Origin of the sequence: Camelimonas fluminis, from assembly GCF_014656355.1 — a bacterium.
Classification (GTDB): Bacteria; Pseudomonadota; Alphaproteobacteria; order Rhizobiales; family Beijerinckiaceae; genus Camelimonas; species Camelimonas fluminis.
On sequence record NZ_BNCG01000018.1, the window covers coordinates 18,363 to 32,335 of the forward strand.

13 protein-coding genes are annotated in these 13,973 nt (G+C 64.0%); 6 read left to right on the plus strand and 7 right to left on the minus strand.

The window, feature by feature from the left end; all coding sequences use genetic code 11:
• Nucleotides 1-290: 290 nt before the first annotated feature.
• The 6 genes from IE243_RS16380 (at nucleotide 291) to pth (ending at nucleotide 5,510) form a co-directional block, all read left to right on the plus strand.
• A complete protein-coding gene (locus IE243_RS16380; protein ID WP_191320470.1) occupies nucleotides 291-1,235 on the plus strand; it encodes a ribose-phosphate pyrophosphokinase in 945 nt (314 codons plus the stop codon).
• Nucleotides 1,236-1,430: 195 nt separating this feature from the next.
• Nucleotides 1,431-2,141, plus strand: a complete 711-nt coding sequence (queC, locus tag IE243_RS16385; protein WP_191320471.1) for a 7-cyano-7-deazaguanine synthase QueC — start codon at nucleotides 1,431-1,433, stop codon at nucleotides 2,139-2,141.
• Nucleotides 2,142-2,335: 194 nt separating this feature from the next.
• A complete protein-coding gene (locus IE243_RS16390) occupies nucleotides 2,336-2,914 on the plus strand; it encodes a superoxide dismutase family protein (RefSeq protein ID WP_191320472.1) in 579 nt (192 codons plus the stop codon).
• 161 nt (nucleotides 2,915-3,075) lie between these two features.
• Complete coding sequence (locus IE243_RS16395) at nucleotides 3,076-3,945, plus strand: enoyl-CoA hydratase-related protein (protein ID WP_191320473.1); 870 nt, start codon at nucleotides 3,076-3,078, stop codon at nucleotides 3,943-3,945.
• 179 nt (nucleotides 3,946-4,124) lie between these two features.
• Nucleotides 4,125-4,733 (plus strand): 50S ribosomal protein L25/general stress protein Ctc, encoded by a 609-nt coding sequence (locus IE243_RS16400; RefSeq protein WP_191320474.1) that lies wholly within the window; start codon nucleotides 4,125-4,127, stop codon nucleotides 4,731-4,733.
• Nucleotides 4,734-4,934: 201 nt separating this feature from the next.
• Nucleotides 4,935-5,510 carry an aminoacyl-tRNA hydrolase gene (pth, locus tag IE243_RS16405; protein WP_191320475.1) on the plus strand — a complete coding sequence of 192 codons (576 nt, stop codon included), beginning with the start codon at nucleotides 4,935-4,937 and terminating at the stop codon, nucleotides 5,508-5,510.
• Nucleotides 5,511-5,661: 151 nt separating this feature from the next.
• Here pth and IE243_RS16410 read toward each other — a convergent pair whose 3' ends face one another.
• The 7 genes from IE243_RS16410 to IE243_RS16440 all read right to left on the minus strand — a co-directional run bounded on the left by IE243_RS16410 (nucleotide 5,662) and on the right by IE243_RS16440 (nucleotide 13,762).
• Nucleotides 5,662-6,903, minus strand: a complete 1,242-nt coding sequence (locus IE243_RS16410; RefSeq protein ID WP_191320476.1) for an ABC transporter substrate-binding protein — start codon at nucleotides 6,901-6,903, stop codon at nucleotides 5,662-5,664.
• A 166-nt stretch (nucleotides 6,904-7,069) separates the two neighbouring features.
• Nucleotides 7,070-8,305 (minus strand): ABC transporter substrate-binding protein, encoded by a 1,236-nt coding sequence (locus IE243_RS16415; RefSeq protein WP_191320477.1) that lies wholly within the window; start codon nucleotides 8,303-8,305, stop codon nucleotides 7,070-7,072.
• A gap of 471 nt (nucleotides 8,306-8,776) precedes the next feature.
• Nucleotides 8,777-10,000: an ABC transporter substrate-binding protein gene (locus IE243_RS16420; protein ID WP_191320514.1), complete on the minus strand. Its 1,224-nt coding sequence runs from the start codon at nucleotides 9,998-10,000 to the stop codon at nucleotides 8,777-8,779.
• A 360-nt stretch (nucleotides 10,001-10,360) separates the two neighbouring features.
• Entirely contained in the window at nucleotides 10,361-11,389 is a 1,029-nt protein-coding gene (locus IE243_RS16425) for a branched-chain amino acid ABC transporter permease (RefSeq protein ID WP_191320478.1), read from the minus strand.
• A gap of 2 nt (nucleotides 11,390-11,391) precedes the next feature.
• Nucleotides 11,392-12,270, minus strand: coding sequence for a branched-chain amino acid ABC transporter permease (locus IE243_RS16430; RefSeq protein ID WP_191320479.1), 879 nt, complete (start codon nucleotides 12,268-12,270; stop codon nucleotides 11,392-11,394).
• 11 nt (nucleotides 12,271-12,281) lie between these two features.
• Nucleotides 12,282-12,995 (minus strand): ABC transporter ATP-binding protein, encoded by a 714-nt coding sequence (locus tag IE243_RS16435; RefSeq protein WP_191320480.1) that lies wholly within the window; start codon nucleotides 12,993-12,995, stop codon nucleotides 12,282-12,284.
• Nucleotides 12,992-13,762, minus strand: coding sequence for an ABC transporter ATP-binding protein (locus IE243_RS16440; protein WP_191320481.1), 771 nt, complete (start codon nucleotides 13,760-13,762; stop codon nucleotides 12,992-12,994). Before IE243_RS16440 ends, IE243_RS16435 begins: the two co-directional genes overlap by 4 nt.
• Nucleotides 13,763-13,973 lie beyond the last annotated feature (211 nt).

Below are 13,973 nucleotides of genomic sequence, written 5' to 3' on the forward strand. Positions count from 1 at the left end.
AAGAGGCCGCCGGACGCCCGTCGCCAGGCGTTTTCGGCCCGGATCGCCCCCCTTTTCCCGCCGTCCTGCGCCCTGCGCAGCCCGCCATGGCGAAAATCACAACGGGAATCGTATTGTTCCCGTGCGACAGCGCTGCTAATAGCCGCGCCATCAAGAACAGCGTCCGTTTCCGTTACGGCTGCGCGCAACCGCGCGGAGCTGGCGTCGTTCATATCCGGCCTGCCATGGGCCTTCCGGTCGCCCGTCGCCGCCAGCGCAGGCCCGATCACACGAACAGAATGGCCGTCAGGATGAAACCCTCCATCAAGCTCGTCGCCGGCAACTCCAACCGGCAGCTCGCCGAAGCCATCGCCAGTTATCTGGAATCGCCGCTGGCGGTTTGCCAGGTCAAGCGCTTCGCCGACATGGAAGTGTTCGTGGAAATTCAGGAGAACGTGCGCGGCGAGGACGTGTTCGTCATCCAGTCCACCTCCTATCCGGCCAACGATCACCTGATGGAGCTGCTGATCATCATTGACGCCCTGCGCCGCTCCTCGGCGCGCCGCGTCACGGCCGTGCTGCCCTATTTCGGCTACGCCCGTCAGGACCGCAAACCCGGTCCGCGCACGCCGATCTCCTCCAAGCTGGTGGCCAACCTCATCACCCGCGCCGGCGCCGACCGCGTGCTGACGCTGGACCTGCACGCCGGCCAGATTCAGGGCTTCTTCGACATTCCCACCGACAACCTCTACGCCGCCCCGGTCATGGTGCGCGACATCAAGGAACGGTTCGCCGGCGAGGAAGTCATGGTGGTGTCGCCGGACGTGGGCGGCGTGGTGCGCGCCCGCGCCCTGGCCAAACGCATCGACGCCCAGCTCGCCATCGTCGACAAGCGCCGGGAGCGCCCCGGCGAGAGCGAGGTGATGAACATCATCGGCGACGTCAAGGGCCGCTCCTGCATCCTCATCGACGATATCGTTGATTCCGGCGGCACCCTGTGCAACGCCGCCGAGGCGCTGCTGAAGCAGGGAGCCAAGGAAGTCACCGCCTATTGCACCCACGGCGTGCTCTCCGGCGGCGCCGTGGCCCGCATCGCCTCGTCGCGCCTGAAGGAAATGGTCATCACCGATTCCATCCAGCCGACGGAAGCCGTGCGCGTGGCGCAGAATTTCCGCGTGCTGTCGATCGCGCCGCTGATCGGCGAAGCCATCGGCCGCACCGCCTCCGAGTCGAGCGTCTCCAGCCTGTTCGACTGAACATCCGCGCATTATTGCGAAAGGCCTGGAACTGGCGCCCCGGTTCCAGGCCTTTCGCGTTATGGAGCGTTTCCGGCCGGAATCGTCTGGTCGATCAGAGTTCGCTCAAAGCAAAAGAAACTGGAGTGGCTTCCGATCCATATCGACCGGACGTCGCTCCAGGGTCCGCGATCTGGTTTTTCGGGGAGAGACAGCATGCTGAACAATGACCGCGCGCTGGTGCTGCTGTCCGGCGGGCAGGATTCCTCCACATGCCTTGCCTGGGCCCTGGCGCGTTTCGCCGAAGTGGAAACCATCGGTTTCGATTATGGCCAGCGCCATGCGGTCGAGCTGGACTGCCGCGACGCCATCCGCGCCGGCATGGCCGCGCCCTCCGGCGCGCTGACAGGTCGTCTCGGCGACGACCACATGCTGAAGCTTGAGGCGCTGGGCGCGATTTCAGACACCGCGATGACCCGCGACATCGCCATCGTCGCCAGCGAAAACGGCTTGCCCAACACCTTCGTGCCCGGGCGCAACCTGCTGTTCGTCACTTTCGCCGCCGCCGTAGCCTACCGGCGCGGTTGCCGCCACATCGTCCTTGGCGTCTGCGAAACCGATTATTCCGGCTACCCCGACTGCCGCGACGACGCCATCAAGGCCATGCAGGTGGCGCTGAACATCGGCATGGAGGCGCGTTTCGTGCTGCACACGCCGCTGATGTGGCGCGACAAGGCCGCCACTTTCGCCCTGGCGGAAGATCTGGGCGGCGCGCCGCTGCTCGATCTGATCGTTGAGCACAGCCACACCTGTTATGTGGGCGACCGCAGCCGGCGCCACGCCTGGGGTTACGGCTGCGGCGAATGTCCCGCCTGCCAGTTGCGGGCCGATGGCTGGCGCCGGTTCATGAGCGCCCGCAACGCCTGAAGCCGGCGCGATCTCCCCTGCTCCCCATGTTGTGACCCGCCGCGACGCCGCGACGCCGGGCGCTATCACCGCCCCCTGCGTTGTTCCCACAACCTGCGCCCCGCATGGACGCCATGACGCCACAAGTTCATGCTGGAATTTATTCCGTTCGCGTGACCCGGCGCCGGAACATCAACAACCGTGGGAGACGACGCATGCAAGGCCTGAATTTATTCGCCACCGCCATCGGCGCGATCATTGCCGCCGCCGCGCCGCCAGCCATGGCGCTGGCGGCCGGGACGACCGACCGCAAGCCGGAGGCCACGGCCATCTTCGTCGATGGCAAGGGCGCCAAAACCGGCGAAGCGCAATTGTTCGAAACCCCATCTGGCGTGCTGATCCATGTGGAGGTGAAAGGTTTGCCCGCCGGCAAATGGGTGGCCTTCCACGCCCATGAGCACGCCGCCTGCAGCCCGGGCGACGGCCACAAGGCGGCTGGCGGGCACTTCAATCCCACCAGCGCCAAACATGGCTATTTCGCCGAAGGCGGACCGCACGCCGGCGACATGCCGAACCAGCGCGTTGACTCCGACGGCGTGCTGCGCGCCGAGGTCTTCGCGCCCATGCTCTCGCTCGGCGGCGCGGGTCGGGCCTCCTCCAACGTGAGCGGCCGCACCCTGATGATTCACGCCAGGCCGGACGATTACGCCAGTCAGCCAGCGGGCGACGCCGGCGACCGCATCGCCTGCGCCCCCATCGTGCGCGCCGGCGCCGAAGGCAAAGGCGGCCACTGACGAACGCTGACAGCGGCCTGAACGCCGTGGCGGGCTTTTTCTCCCGCCACGGCTCTCCAGCCGCCGCAACGCCGGACCGGCGGCAACTGACCGCTTGCCTTGTCGCGCCCGCCAGTGGGGTTGATACTGCGCGCAACCACAAGCACGCAGGAGGAAAACCCATGACCGACGCCACGCGTCCGGACGAGATTTTGCTGGTCGATGCGCCGGCGCCGAAGGTGCGGCGGCTGACACTGAACCGCCCGCACAAGCGCAACGCCCTGAGCAACCAGTTGCGCGCCGCCATTCTGGAGGCGCTGGAGGCGGCGGATCGTGACCCGGACGTGCACGTCGTCATCCTGCGCGGCGCCGGCCCATGTTTCAGTTCGGGCTACGATCTGTCCGCCGAAAATGCGACCGGCCAGCCGTTCCACACCGCTGGCGGCCCCGGTCAGTGGCCGCGCCATGTGGTTGAGGGCTGGACGCGCATCTGGGATCTGCAAAAGCCGGTGATCGCCCAGGTGCACGGCTACTGCCTGGCCGGGGGCAGCGAACTCGCCGCCTGCTGCGACCTGGTTTATGTGGCGGACGACGCCCAGATCGGCTACCCGCCAACGCGGCTGATGAGCCCGCCCGACAACCAGTTCCATCCCTGGCTGGTCGGCATGCGCCGCGCCATGGAAATGTACCTGACCGGCGATTCCATTTCCGGCGTCGAAGCGGCCCGCGAGGGCTTCGCCAACCGGGCGTGGCCGGCGGACGAGCTGGATGCGCGCGTGCTGGAGATGGCGCAGCGGGTGGCCCTGACGCCGCCGGAGCTGCAGCAGATCAACAAGCGGGCCGTGCATCGCGCCATGGAACATATGGGGCTGCGCGCCGGCATTCGCGCTGGAACCGAGTTGCAGGCGCTGGCCATGACCACAGAAGCCAGCCGCGCCTATTTCAGCCGCTTCCGCCGCGACGGCTCCAGCGTCGCGCAGTTGCTGAGCGAACGCGACGCCGCCTTTGGCGACTACCGCACGCAGGCGGACGGACCGGACGAGCCAGCCTGACCCTGGGAGCGCAGCCCTGCATCCGGAGACGCCGACGGGTGAACCAAAGCTGGCGTCCCGAGCCTTGTCGTATTGCGCCCCAGCCGCTATAAGGCCCCTGCCCGTCAGACACCCTTGGAGGCGCGGGCAAGCGCAAGCCGCCGCGAGGCGGCTATTTGCATTACTGTAAGGATACCTCAATGACCGCCGTCAAGCAGATCAATGCCGAGGCGCGGACCCGGGTCGGCAAGGGGGCCGCTCGTGAACTGCGTCGTCAGGGCCGTTCGCCCGCCGTCATCTATGGCGCTGGCCAGGACCCGCTGCCGATCTCCATCGAGTACGCGCCGCTGCGCATGGCGATTTTCGCCGGCGGCTTCATGACCACCATCTTCGAGATCACCGTCGGCTCGAAGAAGGAGCGCGTGATTCCGCGTGACTACCAGCTCGACCCGGTGCGCGACACCCCGCTGCACGTCGACTTCCTGCGCGTGACCCGCGACGCCACCATCGACGTGGACGTTCCGGTCCACTTCATCAACCAGGAAGCTTCGCCCGGTCTGAAGGCTGGCGGCACGCTGAACATCGTGCGCCACCACGTCAGCCTGTCCGTCCGCGCCGACGCTATTCCGGACGCCATCGAGATCGACGTCACCGGCATGAATGTTGGCGACACGGTTCATATCTCCGCCGTCAAGCTGCCGGCCGGCGCCGAGCCGAGCATCCATGACCGCGACTTCACCATCGCCAGCATCGTGGCTCCGACCGTGAGCCAGGAGCCGGCCGCTGAAGAAGCTGCTCCGGAAGCCTGATCCAGGCGGCGCGCCCGCAACAGCGGGCGCCACGGGATATCCGGCGGGAGCGGCGACGCCCCCGCCTTTTTCATGACCGGAACCGGACAGGCGCAGGCTGAAACACAAGGTCAGCGCGCGCCCTGCCCGCTCCCACTCCATGGCCGGCAGGCGGGCGCTCCGTCATATCCGGTCCTGTCCGGACAATGAAAGGCGCCGCGCATGCTGCTGTTCGTCGGTCTTGGCAACCCCGGCCCCAAATATGCCGGCAACCGCCACAACATCGGCTTCATGGCCGTTGATGAGATCGCCCGCCGGCATCGCGCCGCGCCGTGGCGCAGCAAATTCCAGGCCCAGGCCTCGGAGGCGACCATCGGCGGCGAGCGGGTCGTGCTGCTGAAGCCACAGACTTACATGAACGAATCCGGCCGCTCGGTGGCCGAGGCGGCGCGGTTCTACAAAATCGCCATCGGCGACATCGTCGTGTTTCACGATGAGCTGGACCTGGCGCCTGGCAAATTGCGGGTGAAGACGGGCGGCGGCAACGCCGGCCACAATGGCCTGCGCTCGATCACCGCGCTGGTCGGCAACGATTATCGCCGCGTGCGCCTCGGCATCGGCCACCCGGGACACAAGGACGCGGTGCACGCCTTCGTGCTCAACGATTTCGCCAGATCCGAGCACGAATGGGTGTCGCAGTTGTGCGACGCGGTCGCGGACGCCGCGCCGCAGCTGGCCAGCGGCGAGGACGCAAGCTTCGCCAACAAGGTGCATCTTGCCTGTCAGACCTCGGCCTGACAGGCCCTCGCCCGCACGGGCGCCAATGCCGGAAGCGCGCCGCCAGGGCATTCCCGGGAAAAGCGGAGCCCGCTTTTCCTGAAGAAAATGCCTGAACGCAAAACCGGCAAAGCATTTCCGGCGAGCCTGATGTCACCGGAAATGCTCTGGCTTACTTCATGGCTCCGCTCAGCACCGGACCAAAATTCTCCCAACGGTCGCCGGAGAACTTCATCATGCGCTCCTGCTCGATGGGGTAGAAATCCGTCGGGCTGGTGTTGATGGCGATGCCCGCCTGCAGCATGCCAGGATCGAAGTTCTTCAGATTGGCGGCCTGCTTCATGATGTTCTCACGCGTCAGGTCGTCGCCAGCCTGTTTCAGCGCCTGCACCAGGGTGCGGGCGACATTGTAGCCGTAGACATAATTCGACTGGGTCTTGTCGACGCCTGGCAGATATTTGTCGATGAAGGCGTTCCACTCCTTCACGCCGGGGTCGTCCTTCAGGCCTGGGTCAGTCGGGTCCTTGACGTAGTTCACGCTCATGATGCCCTGAGCGTTCTGGAAACCGGCCGGTTTGATGACGGCGCCGACGGAACTGGAGACGTTCACCAGCAGATGCACCGGCTTCCAGCCGATTTCACTGGCCTTGCGGATCGCCTGGGCGGCGAATTTCGGCGTGGTGATATTGACGAACAGATCCGCGCCGCTGGATCGCAGCTTCAGGATCTCCGCGTCCACCGTGGGCGCGGCCAGTTCGTAGGACACCTCCGAAACGATCATCGACTTGGCCTTGTCGCCAAGACCGTCCTTCAGACCCTGGAGATAGTCGCGGCCGAAGTCGTCGTGCTGGTAGAGAACGCCAATTTTCGCATTGGGATGATTGTCGAGAATATAGCGGGCGTAGATGCGCCCCTCGCCCTGATAGGTGGGCTGCCAGCCAATGGTCCAGGGATTGTTCTGGTAGTCGCCCCATTTGGTGGCGCCGGTGGCCAGAAACAGGTGCGGCACGCCCTTCTGGTTCAGATACTTCTGGATCGCCGTATTGGACGGGGTGCCGAGCGGATTGAACACCAGCAGCACATTGTCCTGCTCCACCAGCTTTCGCACCTGCTCCACCGCCTTGGGCGGACTGTAGGCGTCATCATAAGAGATGAAGGTGATCTTGCGGCCATTGACGCCGCCTTCCTCATTGATCTTGCGGAAATACGCCGCCTCTGTCGTTCCGATGCTGCCATAGGCCGAGGCGGGCCCACTATAAGGCATGATGTTGCCGATCCTGATCTCGGTATCGGTCACGCCGGGCCCATATTTTTTTTGCGCGGCGGCCGGCGACGCCTGTAACGCAAATCCTGACAGCGCCGCCGCGGCCGCAACAACGGCTACGCCGGCGCCCTTCAAGGTCGCTCTGATCATCACATGCTCCACATCTGGAAAGAAGAATGCGCGCTCTCATTGGCTCCGGCGCGTCCTGTTTCATTCTGTTACAGGTGTGACTATTTGCAATGCCTTCACCCGGGCGCGACAATTATCACTATGGTGATAAGACTTTCGTCGGATCGCCCCCCGCGCCCGGGCTGTTTTACAGACTCACCTCGCCGGCGATCACCGCGCCGAGCGGACGCCAGCGGGCGCCATCGAACTGCAGCGGCTGCAGTTGCCGGAAGGGGAAGTAATTGTCCGGCGCCGTATTGATGGCGACGCCCGGCAGCAGCATGTCCAGCCGCAGATCGTTGATGCTGGTCGCCTGACGCAGCAGGTTGTCGCGCGTCAGGTCATCGCCGCAGCGCTCCAGCACGCGCGTCAGCAACTGGGCCAGCACGTAGCCGTAGACATTGAGAATGTTGTTGCGATCCACGTCGGGCAGATATGCGTCAAGGAAGGCGTTCATCGCCTTCATCCCGGCGTCGTCGCTCCAGGCGGGATCGGCCGGGTCCTTCAGGTAATAGCTGCTGATGACGCCCTTGCCGTTCTCCAGACCGGCCGGACGCATGGTGCCGGCCACGGTCTGCGAGACGCTGACCAGATATTGCTCCGGCGCCCAGCCCATTTCGGCGACGCGGCGGATGGCCTGGGCGGCGAACTTCGAGGTGGCGACGTTGACGAAAACCGTGGCCCCGGCGGCGCGCAGTTTCACCAGCTGGGCGTCGACGGTCGTATCCGTGAGTTCATAAGGCGCCGTGGCGACGATCATGGCGTCGGCGCGGGCACCAAGACCGGCGCGCAACCCGGCCAAATAGTCCTTGCCAAAATCATCATTCTGGAAAAGCACGCCGATCCGGGCGTCTGGCGTGCGCTCAAGTATCATGCGGGCGTAGACCATGGCCTCAGCCTGGTACGGCGGCTGGCCGCTCATGGTCCACGGGAAATGCCGGTAGTCGCCCCACTTGGTCGTCCCGGTGGCGACAAAGAGCTGCGGAACCCGCCGGTCGTTGAGATATTTCTGGATGGCGGTGTTGGATGGATTGCCAAGCGGATTGAAGATGGCGAGCACGCCGTCGCCTTCGACCAGCCGCCGCACCTGCTCAACCGCTTTGGCCGGGTTGTAGGCGTCGTCGTAGGAGATGAACGTGACCTTACGTCCGTTGACGCCGCCCGCGTCATTGACCTTGCGGAACCAGGCGGCCTCGACCTTGCCGATCACGCCATAGGCCGACGCAGGGCCGCTATAGGGAAAGATCGAACCGATGCGGATTTCCGTATCGGAAGCGCCGGTGTCGTAGCGCCCCTTCGCCGCCCGCGCCGGCGTGGCGTTCAAAATTTTGCCCGCCGCGACAACGCCAGTGGCGACGAGCAGGCCACGCCGTGTCCAATCCATCCCGGAGCTCCATTATCTATTAAATCAATACATTTTCCCTTCTTTGGTAGACGGCGGACTCCTGGCTGCCAAGTGGAGAATTTAACCAGATAAATATTCATATATTTCAATATTATAGCTGGAATTTAGCCTGCAACTACGCGCCAGACGCCAGCTCAGACACGCCATTGGGCGGCGGTCAGAACTATGCGCCCAACCGGGATAATAGATAACCTGGCGGGAGATGCACACGCGACCGGCCGAAGCCTTCCGCCTGCCCCTGCGCCGTGGCCTGTTCCGGAAATCCATGGAAGACGGGCGCTTGCTACGGCTGCACCGGGGCCGAACGAAGGCCTCGACCCTGCGTTACGCGGGGCATGACGAGGCCGGGATGGCGGACGCGCCCGCCATCCCCTCTTTTGACAATGGCCAGCATCCTGAACAGGTCTGGTTGAGCGCAATCGCGCAGCGCCCCGCCAGATCCGTTCCGGCTCAGTGGCTGGCCGATGCGTCGATCAGGTCGCCGAACGGAACCCAGCGCTCACCATCAAAGCGCGCCATGCGCATCTGCTCGATCACCAGATAGTCGGTCGGGCTGGTGTTGACCGACATGCCGGGCAGGAACAGATCAAGAGTCACGTTCTTCATGGACGCCGCCTGTTTCATGATGTTCTCGCGCGTCAGGTCGTCGCCCGCCGCCCTCAGCACCTTCTCAAGCAGTTGGGCCGCCGTATAGGCGTACAGATAGACGGCGTTGTCCTTGTCTGCGCCGGGCATGTATTTATCCATGAAGTCCGACCATTTTTTCAGGCCGGCGTCGCCCTTCCAGGCCGGATCGGTCCAGTCCTTCAGATAGCCGATGCTGAGCAGCCCCTTGGCGTTCTCAAGACCGGCCGGTTTGAGCACCTGGGTGATGGAAACCGAATTGACCGTCAGGACGTGCATGGGCTTCCACTGCAGTTCCGCCGCCTTGCGAATGGCCTGGGCGGCGAATTTCGGCGTCGTCAGGTTGACGAAAATATCCGCGCCGGAGTTCTTCAGGCGGACCATCTGGGAATCGACAGTGGGGTCCGTCACCTCGTAGGAGACCTCGGCGACGATCATCTTGTCAGCGCCGGCGCCGAGACCCTGGCGCAGGCCGGTGATCACCTCGCGGCCAAAGTCGTCGTTCTGGTAGAGGATCGCGATCTTGCCGTCGGGCTTGTTGGCGCGGATATAGCGCCCGTAGATCCGCCCTTCCGTGAGATAGGTCGGGTTGAAACCCATCGTCCACGGAAACTCCTTCGGCTCCGAGAACCGGCTGGCCCCGGTGGAGACGAACAGTTGCGGAACCTTCTTCTGGTTCATGTATTTCTGGATCGCCGCGTTGGAAGGCGTCCCCAGGGTCTGGAAGGTGAACAGCACGTTATCCTGTTCCACCAGCTTGCGGATCTGCTCGACTGTCTTGGGCGGGCTGTAGCCGTCGTCATAGCTGAGCATGCGCAACTTGCGGCCGTTGATTCCGCCCTGCTCGTTCAGCATGCGAAAGTAGGCTTCCTGCGCCTTGCCAATCACGCCATAGGACGAGGCAGGTCCGCTGTAAGGCATCGTTTGCCCGAACAGGATTTCCTTGTCGGAAGCGCCCGGGCCGTACTTCGGTTCAGCGGCGGCGCCTGAGGCGGACAGGGCGAGCATGGTCGCTGCGGCTGTCGCCGCCATGGCGAAGCCACTCGCCATGCGCGCCGCGCGCGCAACGTGTTTTGCCAAAGCCTGCATGGTCTTCCTTCCCCATTTCGGGCGCCCATGTGACCTTGAGCGCCATTATCCGGACCCGCCCCCCTGGGCCGGCCGCGGCCCGGGCGCACCGCCCGGGATCAGAGAGGCAACGCAGATGCACGACAATGCGCCATGGCCCGCGACGCCGGGCGGACCGGCGCGGCGTTTCCGGCTGTCAGGCGCTTCCTGCCGACGCTCCCTCCCTGGGTCACAAAACAAAACGCGGCGGCCCCATTGGGACCGCCGCGCTCATTTCGATGCGCCGAAGCGCGAACCGCTGCTCCTGATCCACCGTCCGGCGTCAGGAGCACCGTCATTGGCTCAGGCTCCCCGCCGCAACACTTTGTGGCGGATCAGGGCGAGGAAGCCCGCGACGCCTGTCGGCATGATGAACACGAGGAGCATCAGGATCAGGCCGTAGAAGGCGCCCGACAGACCCTTGGAGATGCTCTCGGCGATGTTCGGCACGAACAGGACGAACAGACCGCCGAAAAAGGCGCCCGGGATCCAGCCCACGCCGCCGACGACCAGACCGACCAGCAGCGCGATCGACAGAACGACCGTGAAGCTGTCCGGAGCCACGAACTGGACCACGATGGCGCCAAGGGCGCCGGCGATGCCAGTGTAGGTGGCGCTGATGCCGAAGGTGGTCGCCTTGTAGAGCGAGTTGTTGACGCCCATCGAGCGCGAGGCAATCGGGTTGTCGCGAATGGCCATCATGGCGCGGCCAGTGCGGCTGCGAAGCATGTTGCTCGCCATCCAGAACATGATGGCGGTCACGATCAGCGTGAAGAAATACAGCCACTGATCCTGGTTGAGCGGCAGGCCAAACGGCGCGTCCGGCTTCATGATGACGATGCCCTGCACGCCGCCAGTCCAGTGCTCAAGCGGCGACAGCTTGAGAATCTGTGGCGTCGCGACCGACAGGGCGAACGTGGCGAGGGCAAGATAGATGCCTTCAAGACGCAGCGCTGGCAGACCGAACAGGAAGCCAAACACGAAGCAGACGATGCCGGCGACGGGCAGAGTCCAGACGTAGGAGATCCCCGCCTTGTCCATCAGGATCGCCGCCGTGTAGGCGCCGATGGCGTAGAAGGCGGCGTGGCCCAGCGAGAACTGGCCGTTGAAACCCGTCAGCAGGTTCAGGCCGAGAATGGCGATGGCGTAGATCATCACCATCGTCACCTGGAACACGAAGAAGCTCTTCGTGACGAACGGCAGGGCGATCGCCACGACGAAAATGAGGATGCCAAAGAGGATCTTCAGCGTCCGGTCCCGACCCAGGGGCCGGGTTTCGATGTCGACGGCGACGGCGGGATGCTCGGCCGCTTCCTCAAGATTGACAGACATGATTACACCCGCTGGATGGTTGCGCGGCCAAACAGACCACCAGGCTTCAGGACCAGCACCAGAATAATGATGCAGAGGGCGATTGTAAGCTTCAGCTCGCCGCCGATGACGGGAATGAAGGTGCCGGCAAGGTTCTCAACCACACCCACGATGAAGCCGCCAAGCACGGCGCCGCCCGGGCTGCTGAGACCACCGAGAACGGCGCCAGCGAAGCCATAGGTCAGGATGCCAAGCATCATGTTCGGCTCAAGGAACACCACCGGGGCAACCATCATGCCCGCGACAGCGCCGATGGCGGTGGCGAGGCCCCAGCCAAGAGCGATCATCCAGGAGACGCGAATGCCGACGAGACGCGCCGAGACCGGATTGTCAGCCGAAGCGCGCAGCGCCAGACCGACGCGCGTGTAGCGAAAGAAGAAGAACAGGGCCAGCAGCAGGATCAGCGTGACAACCATCATGCCGGCCTGGTGGGCGCTGATCAGGCTGGAGCCGAACAGCGGAGCCGAACCGAACGGCGACGGGAACGTCTTGATGGAGAAGTCCCAGATGAAGCCGGCGGCGCTGGTGATGATGGTCAGCAGCGCGATGAACATCACCACGTGGCTGAGGATCGGCGCATTGTCGAGCGGCTTGAAGATGACGCGCTCAATGACGATGCCGGCCACGAAGGAGATGGCGATGGTCAGGAAGAACGCCACCCAATAGGGCACGCCCCAGGTGATCAGCTGCCAGGCGATGAAGGTGGAGAACATCGCCATTTCGCCCTGAGCGAAGTTCAGGTGGCCGATGGCGACGTAAATCATGACAATGGCGAGCGCGACGCAGGCATAGATAGAGCCGGTCGAGATGCCCGCAATGACTTGCTGAACAAAGAGTTCCATCAGTCGGCTCCTCAGTAGCCCAGATAGGCTTTGCGAAGGTTCTCGTCGTCACGGATGTCATCCGCGCGTCCTGAGAACACAATACGACCGGTTTCGAGCAGATATGCCTGATCGGCGAGCTCGAGCGCGATCTGCGCGTTCTGCTCGACCACCAGCATGCTCACCTTTTCCTTGCGGTTAAGCTCACGGAAAATCTCGAAAATCTCACGCGTGATCATCGGAGCAAGGCCGAAGGACGGCTCGTCCAGCAGCATCAGCTTCGGACGCAGCATGAGCGCGCGACCCACCGCCAGCATCTGCTGCTCGCCGCCCGACAGAAGGCCCGCCTGCTGGGTGCGGCGCTCCTTCAGGATCGGGAAATAGCTGAACACCAGCTCGAGATCCTGGGCGATGCCTGCCTTGTCCGAGCGGGCCATGGCGCCCAGTTGCAGGTTTTCCTCAACCGTCTGGCGGGTAAAGGTGCCGCGACCGTCCGGAACGTGGGCGACGCCAACGCGAACGATGTCCTCGGTCTGCTTGCGATTGATCTGCTCGCCGCTGAGCAGGATGTCGCCAGAGCGCCTGATCATGCCGCACAGGGCGCGCAGCGTGGTGGTCTTGCCGGCGCCGTTGGCGCCCAGCAGCGTGGTGACGCTGCCCTCGTCAATGGAAAAATCGATGCCGTGCAGCACCTTGGTCTGCCCATAACCGGCGTGCAGACCCTTGACTTCAAGAAGTTTCGTCATTGGTCCGTCCCGAGATAAGCAGCGATGACGTCAGGATTGTTTTGCACTTCCGCCGGCGTGCCCTCAGCGATCTTGCGACCGAAGTTGAGCGCGACCACCGTGTCGGAGATCGACATGACCAGACTCATGTGGTGCTCAACGAGCAGCACCGTGAGCTTGCGGTCGTCCCGCACGTGCTTGATCAGGTCGCCAAGCTCGTCCACCTCGCCGTGGTTCAGACCGGCAGCAGGCTCGTCGAGAAGCAGCAGCTTGGGGTCGGCGGCAAGGGCGCGGGCCATTTCGACGCGCTTCTGGGTGCCGAAGGGCAGATCGCCGACGCGCCGGTGCATGACCGACTGCAGGTCCAGATAACGGATGATCTGCCGGGCCTTGTGGTCGATTTCCTTTTCGGTGGAGCGGCTCCACGGCAACGCCAGGGCGTCGCTGATGTAGTCGCCGCGCGTCCGGCAATGATTGCCGATACGGACGTTGTCCAACACCGACAGGTTCTGGAACAGCGCCAGATTCTGGAAGGTGCGGCCAATGCCGATCTCGGCAATACGGTGCGCGGGACGCGACAGAATGGATTGCCCTTCAAACAGGATGTCGCCGCTGGTGGGCGTATAAAGCCTGCTGAGGCAGTTGAAGAGCGTGGTCTTGCCGGCGCCGTTCGGCCCGATCAGCGCATTGATCTGCTGGGACGGAAGATCGAACGAGACGCCGCTCAGCGCGACGATGCCGCCAAAACGGACGGCGACATCACGCACAGACAGTATGGGTCCTGACATGCTGGACTACCCGGCGCTATGAAATGTGGAAATGATGGCCGGAGCGATCCGGACCGGATGATTTACGGCGCAGTGCGACCGTCCATTGCGTCTTGTCACGCACAATCCCCTCCCTGAGCCGAGCTGATCTTGTTATTTCGGCTGGCTATTCTCACCACAACCGCAGACGTTTGCAACCTGCCGGCCCGACAAACGTCCCGCTCTTCCCCCA

Bases quoted from the DNA above. Each gene is read 5' to 3' on its own strand.
- IE243_RS16380 (WP_191320470.1), top strand. From the start codon at position 291: ATGAAACCCTCCATCAAGCTCGTCGCCGGCAACTCCAACCGGCAGCTC.
- queC (WP_191320471.1), top strand. From the start codon at position 1,431: ATGCTGAACAATGACCGCGCGCTGGTGCTGCTGTCCGGCGGGCAGGAT.
- IE243_RS16390 (WP_191320472.1), top strand. From the start codon at position 2,336: ATGCAAGGCCTGAATTTATTCGCCACCGCCATCGGCGCGATCATTGCC.
- IE243_RS16395 (WP_191320473.1), top strand. From the start codon at position 3,076: ATGACCGACGCCACGCGTCCGGACGAGATTTTGCTGGTCGATGCGCCG.
- IE243_RS16400 (WP_191320474.1), top strand. From the start codon at position 4,125: ATGACCGCCGTCAAGCAGATCAATGCCGAGGCGCGGACCCGGGTCGGC.
- pth (WP_191320475.1), top strand. From the start codon at position 4,935: ATGCTGCTGTTCGTCGGTCTTGGCAACCCCGGCCCCAAATATGCCGGC.
- IE243_RS16410 (WP_191320476.1), bottom strand. From the start codon at position 6,903: ATGATCAGAGCGACCTTGAAGGGCGCCGGCGTAGCCGTTGTTGCGGCC.
- IE243_RS16415 (WP_191320477.1), bottom strand. From the start codon at position 8,305: ATGGATTGGACACGGCGTGGCCTGCTCGTCGCCACTGGCGTTGTCGCG.
- IE243_RS16420 (WP_191320514.1), bottom strand. From the start codon at position 10,000: ATGGCGAGTGGCTTCGCCATGGCGGCGACAGCCGCAGCGACCATGCTC.
- IE243_RS16425 (WP_191320478.1), bottom strand. From the start codon at position 11,389: ATGTCTGTCAATCTTGAGGAAGCGGCCGAGCATCCCGCCGTCGCCGTC.
- IE243_RS16430 (WP_191320479.1), bottom strand. From the start codon at position 12,270: ATGGAACTCTTTGTTCAGCAAGTCATTGCGGGCATCTCGACCGGCTCT.
- IE243_RS16435 (WP_191320480.1), bottom strand. From the start codon at position 12,995: ATGACGAAACTTCTTGAAGTCAAGGGTCTGCACGCCGGTTATGGGCAG.
- IE243_RS16440 (WP_191320481.1), bottom strand. From the start codon at position 13,762: ATGTCAGGACCCATACTGTCTGTGCGTGATGTCGCCGTCCGTTTTGGC.